General features: G+C 35.1%; 17 protein-coding genes, 1 tRNA gene and 1 riboswitch. Of the genes, 17 read left to right on the plus strand and 1 reads right to left on the minus strand.

What is annotated here, in order from left to right; translation table 11 throughout:
* The 13 genes from ACMV0E_RS03670 to rplT all read left to right on the plus strand — a co-directional run bounded on the left by ACMV0E_RS03670 (position 1) and on the right by rplT (position 11,732).
* A complete protein-coding gene (locus tag ACMV0E_RS03670; RefSeq protein WP_416085015.1) occupies positions 1-993 on the plus strand; it encodes an S-layer homology domain-containing protein in 993 nt (330 codons plus the stop codon).
* Positions 994-1,009: 16 nt separating this feature from the next.
* Positions 1,010-2,170 (plus strand): nicotinate phosphoribosyltransferase, encoded by a 1,161-nt coding sequence (locus ACMV0E_RS03675; RefSeq protein ID WP_416085016.1) that lies wholly within the window; start codon positions 1,010-1,012, stop codon positions 2,168-2,170.
* Positions 2,171-3,364, plus strand: coding sequence for a replication-associated recombination protein A (locus ACMV0E_RS03680; RefSeq protein ID WP_416085017.1), 1,194 nt, complete (start codon positions 2,171-2,173; stop codon positions 3,362-3,364).
* A gap of 83 nt (positions 3,365-3,447) precedes the next feature.
* Positions 3,448-3,660, plus strand: a complete 213-nt coding sequence (gene cspE, locus ACMV0E_RS03685) for a transcription antiterminator/RNA stability regulator CspE (RefSeq protein WP_416085018.1) — start codon at positions 3,448-3,450, stop codon at positions 3,658-3,660.
* Between the two features lie 90 nt (positions 3,661-3,750).
* Positions 3,751-6,150, plus strand: coding sequence for a DNA topoisomerase 3 (locus ACMV0E_RS03690; protein WP_416085019.1), 2,400 nt, complete (start codon positions 3,751-3,753; stop codon positions 6,148-6,150).
* The gene (locus tag ACMV0E_RS03695) at positions 6,113-6,643 is read left to right on the plus strand and encodes a hypothetical protein (protein ID WP_416085020.1); all 531 of its coding nucleotides are present in this window, start codon (positions 6,113-6,115) and stop codon (positions 6,641-6,643) included. Before ACMV0E_RS03690 ends, ACMV0E_RS03695 begins: the two co-directional genes overlap by 38 nt.
* Before the next feature lie 49 nt (positions 6,644-6,692).
* On the plus strand, positions 6,693-7,685 hold the full coding sequence (locus tag ACMV0E_RS03700) for an inorganic phosphate transporter (protein ID WP_416085021.1): 993 nt from the start codon (positions 6,693-6,695) through the stop codon (positions 7,683-7,685).
* 16 nt (positions 7,686-7,701) lie between these two features.
* Positions 7,702-8,343 (plus strand): DUF47 domain-containing protein, encoded by a 642-nt coding sequence (locus tag ACMV0E_RS03705; RefSeq protein WP_416085022.1) that lies wholly within the window; start codon positions 7,702-7,704, stop codon positions 8,341-8,343.
* 46 nt (positions 8,344-8,389) lie between these two features.
* Positions 8,390-8,464 (plus strand) — tRNA-Val (locus ACMV0E_RS03710).
* Positions 8,465-8,485: 21 nt separating this feature from the next.
* Positions 8,486-10,393 carry a threonine--tRNA ligase gene (gene thrS, locus ACMV0E_RS03715; RefSeq protein ID WP_416085023.1) on the plus strand — a complete coding sequence of 636 codons (1,908 nt, stop codon included), beginning with the start codon at positions 8,486-8,488 and terminating at the stop codon, positions 10,391-10,393.
* Positions 10,394-10,600: 207 nt separating this feature from the next.
* Positions 10,601-11,176, plus strand: a complete 576-nt coding sequence (infC, locus tag ACMV0E_RS03720) for a translation initiation factor IF-3 (protein WP_416085033.1) — start codon at positions 10,601-10,603, stop codon at positions 11,174-11,176.
* Complete coding sequence (gene rpmI, locus ACMV0E_RS03725) at positions 11,163-11,333, plus strand: 50S ribosomal protein L35 (RefSeq protein WP_416085024.1); 171 nt, start codon at positions 11,163-11,165, stop codon at positions 11,331-11,333. Before infC ends, rpmI begins: the two co-directional genes overlap by 14 nt.
* Before the next feature lie 24 nt (positions 11,334-11,357).
* Entirely contained in the window at positions 11,358-11,732 is a 375-nt protein-coding gene (gene rplT, locus ACMV0E_RS03730) for a 50S ribosomal protein L20 (protein WP_416085034.1), read from the plus strand.
* Between the two features lie 56 nt (positions 11,733-11,788).
* Here the strand turns inward: rplT and ACMV0E_RS03735 are convergent, their stop codons facing one another.
* Positions 11,789-12,340, minus strand: a complete 552-nt coding sequence (locus tag ACMV0E_RS03735; RefSeq protein WP_416085025.1) for an ECF transporter S component — start codon at positions 12,338-12,340, stop codon at positions 11,789-11,791.
* A gap of 1 nt (position 12,341) precedes the next feature.
* Positions 12,342-12,496, minus strand: a riboswitch (FMN riboswitch).
* 50 nt (positions 12,497-12,546) lie between these two features.
* Here ACMV0E_RS03735 and dprA point away from each other — a divergent pair.
* From dprA to ACMV0E_RS03755, 4 genes are all read left to right on the plus strand, one after another.
* On the plus strand, positions 12,547-13,572 hold the full coding sequence (gene dprA / locus ACMV0E_RS03740; protein WP_416085026.1) for a DNA-processing protein DprA: 1,026 nt from the start codon (positions 12,547-12,549) through the stop codon (positions 13,570-13,572).
* Complete coding sequence (trmFO, locus tag ACMV0E_RS03745; protein WP_416085027.1) at positions 13,569-14,846, plus strand: methylenetetrahydrofolate--tRNA-(uracil(54)-C(5))-methyltransferase (FADH(2)-oxidizing) TrmFO; 1,278 nt, start codon at positions 13,569-13,571, stop codon at positions 14,844-14,846. The genes dprA and trmFO overlap by 4 nt, the downstream gene beginning before the upstream one ends.
* Positions 14,843-15,718 (plus strand): radical SAM protein, encoded by an 876-nt coding sequence (locus ACMV0E_RS03750; protein WP_416085028.1) that lies wholly within the window; start codon positions 14,843-14,845, stop codon positions 15,716-15,718. Before trmFO ends, ACMV0E_RS03750 begins: the two co-directional genes overlap by 4 nt.
* A gap of 67 nt (positions 15,719-15,785) precedes the next feature.
* Positions 15,786-17,084 carry an MBL fold metallo-hydrolase gene (locus ACMV0E_RS03755; RefSeq protein ID WP_416085029.1) on the plus strand — a complete coding sequence of 433 codons (1,299 nt, stop codon included), beginning with the start codon at positions 15,786-15,788 and terminating at the stop codon, positions 17,082-17,084.
* Positions 17,085-17,107 lie beyond the last annotated feature (23 nt).

Below are 17,107 nucleotides of genomic sequence, written 5' to 3' on the forward strand. Positions count from 1 at the left end.
ATGAAGAAAATTTTAATTGCTTTATTGGTGATGTTTATGACTTTTACAAGTGTAGCTAATGGAAAATCTGCAAATCTGCCTCTTGTAGGTAAGGTTGTGACTGATAGAAATGAGTATGCCTTGAATGAGACAGTGAGATTTCTTTTTACCGTAACGAATACTTCTGATTCGCCTATTACTCTGAAATTCAATACTTCGCAGATTTACGACTTTGTTATCATGAAGGGCAACGCGATTATCTTTAAATGGGGAATTGCAAGAATGTTTGCTCAAGTTATAACTGAGGTTAACATTCCTGCGAATGGTACAAAGGCGTTTTCAGTATCCTGGGATATGGTTGATTCAAAAGGCAATAAGGTTGATACAGGGATATATACTGTAAAATTTTATCTTGTCAATAACTATGGAGTTGAGGCAACAACCAATTTCACGATTGGAACTCCAAGTTTTACGCCTGTTTTCTCAGACGTAAACGATTACTATGTTTCAAAATATCTAAAGGTGCTTGTTGATAAAGGAATTGTAAAAGGGTATCCCGATAACACATTCAGGAGCGATAATAACCTTACAAGAGCCGAGGCAACAGTCCTTATTTTAAGAGCACTTGGAATTACACCTAAAGACTATTCAACTTCATCTTTCTCTGATGTAAGCGTTACGTATTGGGCTCATAATTATATTGAAGAAGGTGTTAAGAGGGGGATAATTAAAGGAATTTCCTCTAACCAATTTGCTCCAACTCGTGTAATCTCAAGAGGGGAATTTGTTACACTTCTTATGAGAGCACTCTTACTAGCAAAGCCTGATGCGGTGTCTCCTTTCTCTGATGTTCCTTATACTTATTTTGGCTATAAAGAGATTGGAACAGCCTTTGATTTGAATATAATACAGGGGTCTGTTTCCGATATGCAACTTATGTTTTATCCAAACGACCCTATAAAAAGAAAGGATGCAGTCCTTATTCTTGCAAGAGCGATGGAAGTGAAAAAATAGTTGAAGGAGGTTGAATGTGTTTATTGCAAGTGAAAAAGAGATAAAAGAAGGTTTAACAACTGATGTTTATTTTACAAGAACCGAAGAAATTTTAAAAAAGAAAGGTATTAATAACAATGTTGTTGCTGATTTTACTGTGCAGGGACTTAAATATCCTTGGGGTGTATTTGTAGGACTTCCTGAGGTAATAGAAGTTCTTGAAGGGAAAAATGTTAGCCTATATGCACTTCCTGAGGGAAGCATTTTTACGGCAAGGGATGTAAGAGGATATCCTGTGCCTGTAATGGTTATAGAGGGGCCGTATCTTGAATTTGCTCGATTTGAAACTCCAATCCTTGGTTTTATTTGTGAAGCATCTGGAATTGCAACAAAGGCTGCAAGGCTTCGAAAAATAGCAAAAGACAAATCTCTTCTTTCGTTTGGAATTAGGAGAATGCATCCTGCGATTGCACCAATGATTGATAGATCAGCATACATTGGCGGTTGTGATGCGGTTTCAAGTTTGATTGGAGCAAGTACAATAGGAAAACCTCCAACGGGTACGATTCCGCATGCGCTAATTATAAATATGGGAGGAATTGTTGAAGCAGTAAAGGCATTTGATGAAATTATAGATCCGTCAGTCCCAAGGCTTGCACTTGTTGATACGTTCCAAGACGAAAAATTTGAGTCTATTCTTGCAGCGCAAACAATAGGAAAGCATCTTTACGGTGTAAGACTGGACACGCCAGGATCACGCCGCGGAAATATCGTTGATATTGCAAGAGAAGTCCGTTGGGAACTTGACCTACGTGGTTTTGATCAAGTAAAAATCCTTGTCTCTGGTGGACTTGATGAAGAAACTGTACAACAACTTGTAGAATCTGGTGTTGTGGATGGTTTTGGAGTGGGGACTTCTATTTCTAACGCTGATACAATAGATTTTGCAATGGATATTGTTGAAGTAAACGGCACATCAATTGCAAAAAGAGGAAAATATTCTGGAAGAAAAAAGGTTTATAAAAGATTTGAAAATGGCAAAGTTATTTACGAGGTAAAGAAAAACGACGAAACGGGGACTGGCACTGAGGCGCTTGTTCCCATAATTCTCAACGGAAAAGTGGTTTATGAGAATAAGACGCCTGAGGAGATTAGGAATTTTGTCTTAGAACAACTTGCACAAATAGAAGAGATTTAGATGGAATTAGAACCGCTTCCCGTAAGGGTAAGACCTAAAACACTTGAGGAATTCGTAGGGCAGGAGCACCTTGTTAAGCCGGGTGCTCCCCTTTTTAATATGTTAAAGAGTGGTAAACTTTCCTCCTTTATAATATGGGGGCTACCTGGCTCTGGAAAGACAACCATTGCACAAATTTTAACACAGGGAAGAAAGACCATAACAATCTCAGCAACAACTGAGCACATTAAAGATGTTAAAAAACTTCTAAAGGACCTTACCAAAGAAAACCTTTTTGTGAAAGAAACACCTGTTGTTATTGTTGATGAAATTCAGCATTTTAATCGAAAAGAACAGGATGCCTTTCTAACGTTCATAGAACAGGGAAAGATTATACTCATTGCACTTACTACTGAAAATCCGTCATTTTATGTCAATAATGCTTTACTTTCGAGGCTTTCTGTATTTGTTTTTAATAAGCTCACAGATGCTGAAATAAAGAAGATTATTGAAAATGCAATTAATAAAGACGAAGTTCTAAAAGGTTTGAAATTTGAAGAAGGAGTATCTGATTTTATTGCACAAGTTTCAGATGGAGATGCAAGGAAGGCTCTTAACATCCTTGAAAATGTTTCAAAGAATGCGAAAGACGGAGTTGTGACTCTCAAAATAGCACAAGAGTATTCAGTAGTAACTCTTTCTTATGGAAAAGAAGCTCATTACGATCTCATCTCGGCATTCATAAAAAGTATGCGAGGAAGTGATCCGGATGCAGCGCTATATTACATGTATAGAATGATTGAAGCAGGAGAAGATCCTCTTTATATCGCAAGAAGAATGATTCGATTTGCATCTGAAGATATTGGTTTAAAAGACCCCATGGCACTAATGATTGCAGTGTCTGCCTTTCAGGGATTTGATCTAATTGGTCCGCCTGAAGGTTATTTATTGCTTGCTGAAGCCTGTGCGTATCTATCAAAAGCGCCAAAAGATAATGGTCTTTACCTTGCGGAGATTGAGATTATGGAAACGATAAAGAAAACTGGTTCATTAGAAGTTCCATTGAAGTTAAGGAATCCTGTTACTAAATTAATGGAAGAACTTGGCTATGGAAAAGATTATAAATATCCACACGACTATCCTCGCCATAAAGTTGAAGGCGAGGACTACTTACCTCAGGAACTTAAGGGAAAGAAATTTTTGAAAGATAGTTAGATTTTTTATTGCAAATTTTTTGATTCGTATTATAATTTTTTAACCGCAAAAATTGCGGAATTTTTTACGGAGGTATTTTAGAAGTGGAAAAATTGACAGGAAGAGTTAAGTGGTTTAACTCTCAGAAGGGTTTTGGGTTTATTGTCCCAGACAATGGTGGTAAGGATCTTTTTGTGCATTTCTCAGCAATTCAGTCAAGTGGTTACAAGACGTTAAAGGAAGGTCAAAAGGTAGAGTTTGAGATTGAGAAAACAGAGAAAGGCGATAAGGCAGTAAATGTTAAAGTAGTTGGCTAAGAGAGTAATCTAAACACTTTTAATGCCCCGCTCAAGCGGGGCTAATATTTTTTATTTTGTAAAATCTGTTTAATCAATATAATTTAAATCGTGAAAACGCTTATTATTGCAGAAAAGCCAACAGTTGCAAGAGATATTGCAAAAGCGCTTGGAAAATTTAAGGATGAAAAAGAATATCTTGAAAACGAAAGATATGTAATTTCATGGTCCTTGGGACACATTTGTGAACTATACGAGCCAGAAGACTACAACAAAAAACTTAGTTATTGGACTTTACAAGATCTTCCAATTATTCCTGAGGAATTCAAATTCAAGCCCAAGAAAGATACCAAAGATAGATTTAATGTTCTTAAAAAACTCATTCAAAGAAAAGATATTGATACTATCGTAAATGCATGTGATGCAGGAAGAGAAGGAGAACTCATTTTTAGAGAAATTTTACTCTTGGTGAATCCTAAAGGTAAAAATCTTAAAAGATTGTGGCTTTCTTCAATGACAAAAGAAGAGATTACAAAAGAGTTCAAAAATCTGAGAGATGCAAGCGAATTTGATAATCTTGGGAAAGCTTCATTTGCAAGAGAAGAAGCAGATTGGCTTGTTGGAATAAATGCAACAAGGGCATTTACAAGAAGATGGGGAGATCTGTTGTCTTTAGGAAGAGTTCAAACTCCCACATTGAATATCATTGTCGCAAGAGAAAAAGAAATAAAAAGTTTTGTAAGTGAAAAATACTTCGAATTAGAAGCTGAATTCGATAAAGATAATTTTATTTATAGCGGGACTTATATAAAAGACAACGAGACAAAGTTTAAGAAAAGAGAGATTTTAGAGAATATCCTAAAAAATGTGAAAGGAAAAAATGGAATAATTGAGAGCGTTGAGGAAAATGTTATAAAAACACCTCCACCACTGCTCTATGACTTAACTGAACTTCAAAGAGATGCAAACAAAACTTTTGGATTTTCTGCACAGAGAACCCTTGATATTGCCCAAAATCTTTACGAAAAGCGAAAACTTATCACTTATCCGAGGACTGATTCACGATATTTGCCGAGTACTTTAAAGACATACATTCCGCAAATAATAAAGGCAATTAAATTTGAGCCATACGACTTGTTTGCGAAAGAGATCCTTCAAATAGGGATAAATTTTACGGCTAGAATTATTAACGATAAAGGAGTAACAGACCACTACGCAATTATTCCAACAGGAGATTTCTCAAATTTAAAAGATTTAACTAAGGATGAAGAAAAGATTTTTGATTTAATTATAAGAAGATTCCTTTCGGTTTTTTATCCTTATTCAGAAACCAAAAAGATAAATCTTACAACTAAAGTTATGGATAATCATTTTGTATCATCGCTTAATTTCCTTATAGAACCCGGCTTCCAAAAGGTTTATGGGAAAGAAAAAGAAGAATATCCAACTTTCATAAAAGATGATATTGTCCTTGTGAGAGATTTGAAAATACTTGAGAAAGAAACACAACCACCTTCACGATTTACTGATGCAACACTTTTGTCTGCGATGGAAAATGCGGGTCGTTTTGTTGAAGAAGACGAATTGAAAGAGGCACTTAAAGAAAAAGGTATTGGTACACCTGCAACAAGAGCACAAATTATAGAAAGACTTATTGAGGTTGGGTATGTTGAAAGAGTTGGAAAATTGCTTATGCCAACAGAGAAAGGAATGAGGCTCATTGAACTTGTTTCACATGTGAAAGTTGAAGAACTCCTTTCTCCTGCTCTCACTGGGGAGTGGGAATACAAACTATTAAGAATAGAAAAGGGCAAATACGATGTTGATAAGTTTATGGGGGGGATAAAAGGACTAACCACTAAAATCGTTCTAAAAGTAAAAACATATAGTGGTGATTATCATATAAAGACAGGCTCGAAAGAACCTGTTGGTGTTTGTCCTAAATGCGGTGGTCAAGTTTATGAAACTCCAAAAGGTTTTACCTGTGAGAACGTAGAAAAAGGAACTTGTGATTTTGTAATATGGAAAAAATTAAAAAATAAAACAATTACAAGAGATATGGCAAGGGAGCTACTTAATGGTAATCGGGTTAAACTAAAAAGGATACTTTCAAATGGGAAAAAATATTTTGATGCAGAAATTCAACTTGTTGATAATAAAGTTTCATTTATATTCGAAAAGCCAAAGGAAGAAACCATTACAAATAGTGAACCTCTTGGTACCTGTCCTAAATGTGGTAGTCAAGTTTATGAGAAAGAGACAGTCTATGCCTGTGAAAACTACCCAGGAAAGTGTACCTTTAGAATAAAGAAGGTGATGGGAGGAAGGGAAATCAAACGAGACGAGGTTAAGAAACTTCTAAAAGATCATAAAACAGAACTCATTTCAGATTTTATTTCGGTAAAAGGAAAAAACTTTAAAGCATATCTTGTTTTAGAAGACGGAAGCGTAAAATTTGAATTTGAGAATAAAAATGCAAAAAATCGTTCTTATAGGCGGAAGCAAAAGTAATGTCGGGAAGACTACACTTGCGCGAATAATTCTAAAATTATTTCCGAAAACTTTTGTTGCTATTAAAATTACAAATAATCTAATCCATGGACTAGGGATTACTAAGGAGACATTTAAGACCGCACCTTTTGGAAAAGACACATATTTTCTCCTTGAAAATGCAAAGCATGTATTTTGGGCAAAGGGTGACTTTGAGTATATAAATATTCATATTAAAGAGCTTATTGAAACTTTAGATGACCCTGTAATTGTTGAAGGAAATGTTTTTTATAGGATAATGAAGCCAAGTCTATTTCTTTTTGTTGGAAAAAATGGAGTATCCATAAAGGAAGAGGCAAAAAAACTTGTAGAAGTGGCTGATTTTGTAATTGTAAATGGGGATTTCGCATTTAATATCGTAGGCAATAAAGTTTTTGTAAATTTACAAAAGAATTTATATTCGCTTGAAACCGATTTTAAAGAATTCTTAACAAGTTCAATTTCAAAACTCTAAGATCACAAGACTCTTGACAAAAACCCAATTTGTGTTATTATTTTAAACCATGAACAATATAAGTTTTTTAGTTTTTTTAATTATAGCTGGTGTTTTCCAGATATTAATGGGAGCAAACGATGGCGGAGTTTTGCTTGGATCTATTATTTCTTCAAATTTCATACATCCTCTTTTTGGAGTAATATTACTATTTTTGTCTTTGACTATTGCTCCACTTATCTTTGGAACCGAAGTTGTAAAAACTCTTGGTACTAAGATAATTCCAATGCAATTCATAACTCTTCCTATGTTGTATGGTGCTATTATTGCGACAATGCTTTGGGTTGTAGTTGCCCAAAAAATTAAATATCCTGTTAGTATTTCTTACACATTTGTTGGTGCACTTGTGGGAAGTGCTATTGCAAGTAAAGTGCACACACAAATTAATACATTTGAAATTATAAAAGTTTTCGGAGGACTTGTTGCCTCTATATTTATAGGTTTAATTGTTTCTTTTGTATTAACGAAGATTTTTAATTTTATTTTGCGTACGTTAAGCCCAAAGGTTTCACCTTTTTTTAAAATCCTCCAAGTTATATCGTCCATTTTTCTTGTTATGGGTTATGGAGCAAACGATGCAGAAAAGACATTGAGTTTGGTTTATACGGCAAGTATAATTTCACATGTTAATTTTGCCGTTAATCCCAAGAATGTTTTTGTTATTGGACTTCTCTCTTTTTTGTTTATTTTGGGAACACTTTTCTTTGGTGCAAATTCGCTTTTAACAGCAGGATTTAGACTTATGAAAAGTAATCCTAAGGAAACTTTTCTTGCCCAGAGTATAACCTCGGCAACTGTTCTCACGTTTGCAAAATTTGGTCTTCCTGTAAGTTCAACGGAAACCTTAAATATGTCAGTTGTTGGAATTGGCGTTGCAGAGAAGCCACATGCAGTAAAATACAATGTTGTTAGAAATCTTGTCCTGACATGGCTTGTAACAGTACCAATGTCAATTCTTATTTCACATGGAATATCGAAGATTTTTATTACAATATTAAAATAATGTGAGGTGATAAAAAATGAAAGTTTGGGATTCAATGTTTAAGAGGCCTGATGTATTTCAAAATCTCCTAAAGGAGCAGGCAAAAAAAACTGTAGAAGGAGTTAATACTTTAAACGAGTTTATGGGAATAAACGAAGATGTTGTAAATAAGGATGTTTTGAGACACAATCTCAAAATTCAAATAAAAAGGATTGAATCAGAAGGAGATAATTTAAGAAGAGACCTGTTAAATGAACTCAACAAGAGCCTTATAACTCCAATTGATAGGCAGGATATTTATACTCTATCAAATACAATAGATAATATCCTTGACTATGCTTATAATACAATTGAAGAAATGATAATCTATCAGCTTTATCCCAACTTCTATTTGAAGAAGATGATAGAGAAGATTTCTCGCGGTGTTAATCATATAAGCTATGCAGTGGATAACATGTTTACTGACAAGAATCTTGCAAACAGTAATGTTGTTTCTGCAAAGGTTGTAGAAAATGAAATTGAGGAAACGTATCATGAGGCACTTGCAGACCTTTTTTCTCATGATGATTTTCACTACATATTCAAAATGAGAGAAGTTTATCGTCATATAAGTAATTCTGCTGATAGAATTTCAGAAGCAGCAGACCTTATTGCTAACATACTTATAAAAGAGGTCTAAACTCTTGACAAAAAGATGAATTTTGATATAAATAGTTATGCAGAGTGGGCGGTTAGTTCAGAGGTAGAACGCTTCGTTGACACCGAAGAGGTCAGTGGTTCGATTCCACTATCGCCCACCATTTTTTATTTAGGAGGCGGGCGTGAAAATAAAGATATCAGGTAAAATTTATGAGTTCCAAGAAGGGCTTACCATAGAAGAGATTTTTAAACAAATTAACTTTGATATTTCAAAAATTGTTGCTGCAAAGGTTAATGGCGTTGAGAAAGACCTAAAGACAAAGATAAATGAAGATGTTGAAATAGAACCAATATTTATTGATACAGAAGAGGGGGAAGAAATTTTAAGACACAGCACTTCTCATATCCTTGCACAAGCGGTAATGCATCTATTCCCAAATGCGAAATATACCATTGGACCTGCAATTGAGAAGGGATTCTATTATGATTTTGACCTCGAAAATCCACTTACGGAAGAGGATCTAACAAAAATCGAAGAAGAGATGAAAAGGATTATTGATGAAAAGATACCCTTTGAGCGCCTTGAACTTCCTAAAGAAAAGGCAATAGAACTTTTTGTAAAATTAAATCAACCATACAAAATAGAAATTATTGAAGAAGTTAAGGAAGATACTGTTTCAATATATAGACAAGGAGATTTCACGGATCTTTGTAGAGGCCCTCACATTCCTGATACCTCTTACGCAAAACACTTTAAATTACTAAATGTCGCAGGTGCCTATTGGAGGGGCGATGAAAAGAATAAAATGCTTCAGCGTGTTTACGGTACTGCATTTGCAACAGAAGAGCGCCTAAAGGAGTACTTGAATTTCCTGGAAGAAGCAAAGAAGCGTGATCACAGGAAAATTGGAAAAGAATTGGATTTGTTCAGTATTCAGGAAGAGATAGGACCAGGACTAATTCTTTGGCACCCCAAAGGGGCAACGGTACGAAAAATTATCGAGGATTTCTGGCGTGATGAACATATAAAACGTGGGTATTACTTCGTCTATACACCACATATCGCACGAGTTGAGCTTTGGAAGACATCAGGACACTGGGATTTCTACAGAGAAAATATGTTTTCTCCAATGGAAGTTGATAAAGGTTCCTATATGGTGAAGCCAATGAACTGTCCATTTCATATTGCAATTTACAAATCAAGAACGCGAAGTTATAGGGATTTACCTCTGAGATTTGCAGAGCTTGGAACTGTTTACCGATATGAGAGAGCAGGCGTTCTTCATGGTCTTTTGAGAGTAAGGGGTTTTACTCAGGATGATGCACATCTTTTTGTACAACCTGAAAAACTGGAAGAAGAAATAATAGGTGTTGTGGAATTTGCAAAATATATGATTGAGACTTTTGGATTTAAAAATTACAATGTTTACCTTTCAACTCGTCCAGAGAAATATGTCGGAAGCCTTGAAAACTGGGAATTAGCAACAAATGCGCTTAAGGTTGCACTTGATGAGTTAAAGATTCCTTATAAGATTGATCCAGGTGAAGGTGTGTTTTATGGACCTAAGATTGATATAAAGCTTGTTGATGCAATTGGACGTGAATGGCAAGGGCCAACAATCCAAGTTGACTTTAATTTACCTGAGAGGTTTGATGTAACATATATTGGGGAAGATGGAAAAGAACATAGACCCATTATGATTCATAGAGTTGTCCTTGGCTCAATGGAAAGATTCTTCGGCACTCTCATCGAGCAGTATGCAGGGGCGTTTCCTACTTGGATTGCACCAATTCAGGTAAGAATTGTGCCTATTGCAGACAGACATCTTGAATATGCTCAATCTGTTAGGGGAAGACTGTTCCTAAATGGATTACGTGTTGAAGTTGATGAAAGAGCAGAAAAAATGAATGCAAAAATTAGAGATGCTGAAACTGAAAAAATCCCTTATATTCTTATTGTGGGTGATAAAGAAGTTTCTTTAGGTAGTGTTTCCGTTAGAAAAAGACGTTCAGGTGACATTGGGATAATGAGTGTAGATGCATTCCTTGAACGCATTTTGAATGAAGTTAAGAATAGAGTTATAGATTAGTAAATTCTTTTATACTTGACTAATTTTGAAGAATTTGTATAATAGCACTTGGACAATTGAAGAAAAAGGGCAAAGCCCTACCTTAAGCGGCCGAGAGCTTGCGAAAAGGTTTTGGTTTTTAATAGTTAGTAATTGTATGTTATTCTGGTAGCCTCTCGGCTACCTATATTTATTTTATGGAGGTGAGGTATTAACAGTAAGGACGTAATCGCAAACGAAAACATCCGCCTGAAGGAAGTGCGCCTCATTGACGAAAATGGCGCTCAGGTTGGAATTATGAGCTCAAGGGATGCCTTGAACATTGCAAGAGAAAAAGGTTTAGACTTAGTGCTTATAGCACCAAATGCAAATCCGCCGGTTTGCAAGATTGTAGATTTAGGCAAGTATCTCTACGAACAAACAAAGAAAGAAAAAGAAGCAAAGAAGAAACAGACAAAAATTGAAGTTAAACAGATGCGCTACAGATTGAAGATTGACACAAATGATCTTGCTATAAAAAATAAAAAAGTAAGAGAGTTCTTAGAAGATGGCAATAGAGTAAATATTGAAATATGGTTTAGGGGAAGGGAAATGGCATTTACAGATCAAGGTTATGAGCTTGCAAATAAAATAATTGATGCACTATCTGATGTTGCAGTTGTTGCAAGTCCCCCAAAAATGACTGGCAAGAATTTACTTTTTTCCCTTGAACCGAACAAAGAAGTTTTAAAGAAATTAAGGGAAAGGAGAGAAGCACATGAAAAACAAAATCAGGTCAAGCAGATCAGCAATGAAGAGGTTTAGAGTTACAGGAAGTGGTAAACTTGTTGCTTATGGTGCAAACTATAGCCACCATCTTGAAAAGAAATCTTCAAGAAGAAAAAAGAGACTCAACAGTTTGCATGTAATCTCTAAGACTGATGTAAAGAACATTTTAGGTGTTGCTCCTTATTTAAAGTAACAAAAATTTTTGAAAGGAAGTGATATTATGAGAGTTAAGGCAGGAGTTGTTACAAGAAGAAAACATAAAAAGATTCTAAAATTAGCAGAAGGTTATAGAGGGGCTGCTTCACGTAGATTTAAGGTCGCAAATGAGGCAGTAATGCATGCCCTTAAGTATGCCTACATTCATAGAAGAGAGAAGAAGAGAGAATTTAGAAAACTTTGGATTGCGAGAATTAACGCACTTGCAAGAGAATATGGTTTAACTTATAGCAGATTCATTAACGGATTGAAACTTGCAAGTATTGAAATTGATAGAAAGATGCTTGCAGATCTTGCTGTAAATGATGCGAAGGCTTTTGAAGAACTTGTGAATAAGGCAAAAGAGGCACTTGAGAAAAACGGGGTAAAAGCATAAAATTTAAACCTTCAATCAACTTTTAGAGGGGAGCAAACGCTCCCCCCTAATTTTATTTACTTTTCAGTAAAAATTCTTCGGCTTTTTAATGCCTTTGCTATGAAAAATGTTACTACTGTATCAAGCAGCCCCTTTATAAGGTTAAAAGGAACATTTATTGTGCAGATGTAAGAAAGTGTTTGTTCCTTTGTCCATGAAGGTAAAAACTTTGGTATTGCCCAAAGATTTGCAGGGATCATTATCAGTGCCATTGCAATCGTTCCCAAGATAAGCCCCAAAATAAGCGTTAAGTCATTTTTCTTTTTAAAGCTTACCAAACCTAAAACTAACGCAAAAGTGCCTGTTGCGATAAAGTTCAAAAGGACACCAATGGGACCACCTTGTCCTGATCCACTAACAAAAAATAGCAAATCTTTTACAAATGCAATAGCAATTCCAGCAATTGGACCAAAAAGGTATGCACCAACAAGTAAAGGAATGTCCCCTAAATCTGTTTTGAGGAAACTTGCTTGAGGAAGCAAAGGAAACTCTGTAAACCTCATTAGTACAAAACTAAGGGCTGCAAGAATTCCAGCAAAAATGATACTTCTTAAATTTTTCCAGGACATTTTAAACCTCCTTCCTTCCAGACTTTACTGTCGGCTTGGGACTTTCACCCAATCAACAACCCTTGTGGTTGCTCGTGGGCTTAAGGGGTTTACCCTATCACCACCGATCAGGAATTGTTACCCATTTGGGTAACTCACCTTGCCCTGGAGGCATCATATTTTAGTAAATTTTGTAAAAAATTCAAAATTCGTTATATTGTTTTGGTATGGATTTACTCAAAACAGTTGCTTTAAACTATCTAAGGTTTAATAAACCAAAAGAAGCAAAAATTTATTTAAAGGAATTTTTAGATAACGATTCGTTTGATTTTAATGTTGACAAATATTATATTGAGTTTGCAGAAAAAGAAATTGAAAAGGCCAAAGAATATAACGTACAACTTATCCCTTTTTATGATGAAAAGTACCCTAATGCCTTATCTCTTTTAAAAGATAAACCAATCTTACTGTATGTAAAAGGTGATTTCATTGAGTTTCCAAAAGATGCAGTTGCAATTGTTGGTTCAAGAAAATGTACAAATTATGGGAAAAGTGTTGCTTATAAAATTGCATATGACCTTGCAAGCGTAGGGGTTTCTATCGTAAGCGGGCTTGCATATGGTATTGATAGTGCTGCCCACAACGGCGCACTTGATGCAAATGGAAAAACAATTGCAATTTTGGGTAGCGGCATTGATGTAATTTATCCACGGGATCATCTTAGTTTGTCAAGGAAAATTGAGGAAAATGGTTTTATTGTTTCTGAGTTTCCTTTTGGAACAGAGCCTATGAAATACAACTTTCCTTTTAGAAATAGAATTATAAGTGCTTTGAGCCTTGGTGTTATTGTAGTTGAGGCTGAATTAAAAAGTGGTTCACTTATAACTGCGATGCATGCAATAGAGCAAGGAAAGGAGGTTTTTGCAGTACCCGGCAACATCACAAGCCCAACAAGTTTAGGAACCAATGCGCTTATAAGAGATGGTGCAATCCCTTTACTTGATGTAAATGATATTTTTGAAAATATAAAAGAATTGAACCATTTGAAATTAAGTAAACGTATCGAAGAATTTTCAGAAATAGAGCAAACAATTCTTAATATGCTTGAAGACGGAGACACCTTTGACACCTTGAAGGAGAAAATTTCCGTAGGAGATTTTTTGATTAGTGATTCTGAAATTTTGGCTACACTTACGACACTTGAAGTGAGGGGTTATTTAAAGAAAACCTTAGGGAGGTATTTTAAGATATGAGAGTTATTGTGATTGGAGGTGGCCTTGCAGGAAGTGAGGCAGCACTTCAAATTGCAGAAAGAGGAATAGAAGTAATTCTATATGAAATGCGACCTATAAGATTAACTGAAGCGCATCGCACAGGGAACTTTGCAGAACTTGTTTGTAGTAATTCTTTAGGATCGGTTGAACTTACCGATGCAAGGGGGCTTTTAAAAGAGGAAGGTTTGAGATTAGGATCAATTCTACTTCAAGTAGCGTTAAAAAATAAGGTCCCTGCTGGAAAGGCGCTTGCAGTTGACAGAGTAAAATTTTCCGAGGAAATTACAAACATTATTTTATCACATCCCAAAATTCATGTCGAAAGAGCAGAAATTACAAAAATAGATTTTGATAACGACATAGTAGTTATTGCAACGGGACCTTTAACGAGTGATGCACTATTAAGTGAGTTGCAAAAACTTTTTGGAGAAAATCTCTTCTTCTATGATGCAGTTTCCCCTGTCGTTACAAAAGAGTCGCTTGACTTATCAAAAATGTTTTTTGGTGGGAGATACGATCAATCACCTGATTACTTGAATATACCTCTTAATTATGATGACTATGAAAGATTTTATAAGGAACTTATTGAAGCAAAAACTCATACACCTCACGATTTTGACAGAATATTTTTCGAGTCGTGTCTTCCCATAGAAGAGATTGCTCGGCGTGGTTTTGATGCTTTAAGATTTGGGCCTTTAACACCAAAAGGCTTTGGGAAGGCCTTCTTTGCGGTTGTGCAATTAAGAAGAGAAGATACAGATGGAAATCTTTTTGAACTTGTAGGTTTTCAAACATCTTTAACGTATCAGGAACAAAAAAGGGTTTTTGGACTTCTTCCAGGACTTGAAAATGCTGAATTTGTAAGATACGGAAGCATTCATAAGAACGCCTATTTCAGAGCAAATAGAATTCTAAATAAAACACTTCAGACTAAAAAATTTCCAAATGTTTTTCTTGCAGGGCAAATTACAGGATCTGAAGGTTATAGTGAGGCAATTCTTACAGGACTTGTATCTGGTATAAATGTAGCAAGATTGTATCGGGGAGAAAAACCTATTGAAATACCTGATGAAACAATGATAGGAAGCCTCATTAGATTTCTTGTTGAAAATGATCTTGAAGATCCACAACCAATGCGTGCAAACTTTGGCCTTATTCCTAAAAAATATTTTGAAATTCCCAAAAACAAAAGAAAAGAAAAATTTATAGAGGATTCAATTAAATCAATAGAACTTGTAAGAGGTATGATATGAATGAATTGACATCACTTAAGGAACTTTATAAACTTATATCACCTTGTAATCTATGTCCCCTTCGATGTAATGTTGAAAGGTTAAAGGGTGAAATTGGACTCTGCAACTCTGATATTTTTGTAAAAATATCTTCAGCAGTTTTATACAAAGGGGAAGAGCCGCCTCTATCGGGTCGTTTTGGTTCAGGAACGATTTTCTTTAGTAATTGTAATCTCAAATGTGTTTATTGTCAGAATTATAATTTTAGCCAGTTGGGTTCGGGAAAGACTGTTTCGGTAAGAGAACTTTCAAATTTAATACTTTCGCTTGAAAAGAAAGGTGCTGCAAATATAAATTTCGTAACGGCAACGCACTATGCACCACAGGCAATGGCTGCTCTTACACTTGCGCGAGAAAAAGGTTTAAAAATTCCTACAGTTTGGAATACCATAGGCTATGAGACTGTTCAAGTTATAAAACTTCTCAACAATTTTATTGATATATATCTTCCTGATCTTCGATATGTAAATGATGAAGATGCCTTTAAATATTCAAGGGCACCAAGATATTTTGAAATTACATTAGAAGCAATAAAAGAAATGGTAAAAGCAAAGAATATCAGATTCGGAACTGATGGACTTCTCAAAGAGGGTGTTGTAGTAAGATATTTGGTATTTCCTGGTAAGCTTGATGAGCTGCGTATAGCTTTAAGACTCCTCAAGAAAGAATTCGGAGATTCTGTATTTATTTCCGTTATGACTCAATATGTTCCAGTGTACAGAGCGTACGAGTTTAAGGAACTTGCAAGAAAACTTTTGAAAGAAGAGATAAATGAAGTAAAGAAAATTGTAAAAGAAGAAGGCTTAAAAAACGGTTGGATACAGTACGATTAATACTTGACAAACGCAAAATTAGGTGTATAATATGTGCTCTAAATAACTAAGAAAAGGGAGTGATTATATGAGAATAGGGTTTTTTGGTGGTGTAAGAGAAATTGGTGGAAATATAATCCTTATGGAGTCAAATGGAGTTGGTATAGTGTTTGATTTTGGGAGAAGGTTTCCCACATCTCAGGTTTTCTTTAACGATACTATTAAGGGGAGACCTGAAAAAGGATTTGAAGACTATGTTGAATTAGGAGAACTTCCACCCTTTAGGGGCTTTTATAAAAACGAATTAAGTGAAGAAAAATCTCTTCCAATTGAGATTGGTGGCCTGTTTTTTTCACATGCCCATCTTGATCATATAGGCCAAATTTGTTATTTGAGTGATTCTTTAAAAAAGTATATGACTAAGGGAAGTTTTGCAACACTAAGTTATTTTGTTGAGAAGGGTATTGTAGAGTGTATGCCTTCAAATATTGAAATAGTTGATGGAAAAACAGTTCAAATTGGTGATTTTAAAATAACTCCTTACTTTATAGATCATGATGTTCCGGGAGCTGTTGCCTATTTTGTTGAAACGCCAAAAGGATTAGTCATTTACACAGGCGATATTTACTTTAAAGGTGTTAAAAGTGAACTTTCCAATAAGTTCGTTGAATATGCAAAATCTCTTAGGCCTTATATACTTATCACAGAAGGAACTCGTATCGGTTGGAACGGTATTGTGAGCAATACCGAGCCCGAACTTAAGGAACAGATTAAGGAAGTTGCGTCGGTTTTCAAGGGATTAATTATCGGTAATGTTTATGAAATTCATCTTACGAGAATTCAAACATTCTTTAATGCAGCAAGTGAACTTGGAAAGAAATTTATTATTCATGAGGATTATGCAAGCACACTTCTAAAATATGGCGAATTTGAAACGATTGCAAGTGAAATTTTAAATGCTCCTAATACTTTTGTTTATGCACCGTTTGGAAGTAAACTTAACATACCAAAGGAAAAGTTCGTTACAAAAGATGAATTAGCGTCAAATCAGGTTAATGAAATTTTGCTTTTAAATTTTTCTCATATTCCAGAACTTATTGATATTAAACCCATCGAAGGATCAGCATACATAATGTCAGGAGGAGAGCCACTTTCTTCAGTTGATCCTTTAAACACGAAGATTTTGGAAAATTGGCTTTCAAAATTTAATCTTCCTTTATTTAGGATTCACTCTCCAGGGCATGCTTCGGAAACTGAAATACTTTGGATGGCGAAGGAAATAAATCCTGAGATACTTCTTCCAATTCATACTCAAATTCCAGAGCGCTTTAAAGTAGTACATGCAAATGTGCAATTTCTTGAAAAGGGTATATTGACTGAGTTTTAGTTAGTAGTATAATTTAAATACCA

The organism is Caldisericum insulae (assembly GCF_047785965.1).
GTDB classification, from domain to species: Bacteria; Caldisericota; Caldisericia; order Caldisericales; family Caldisericaceae; genus Caldisericum; species Caldisericum exile_A.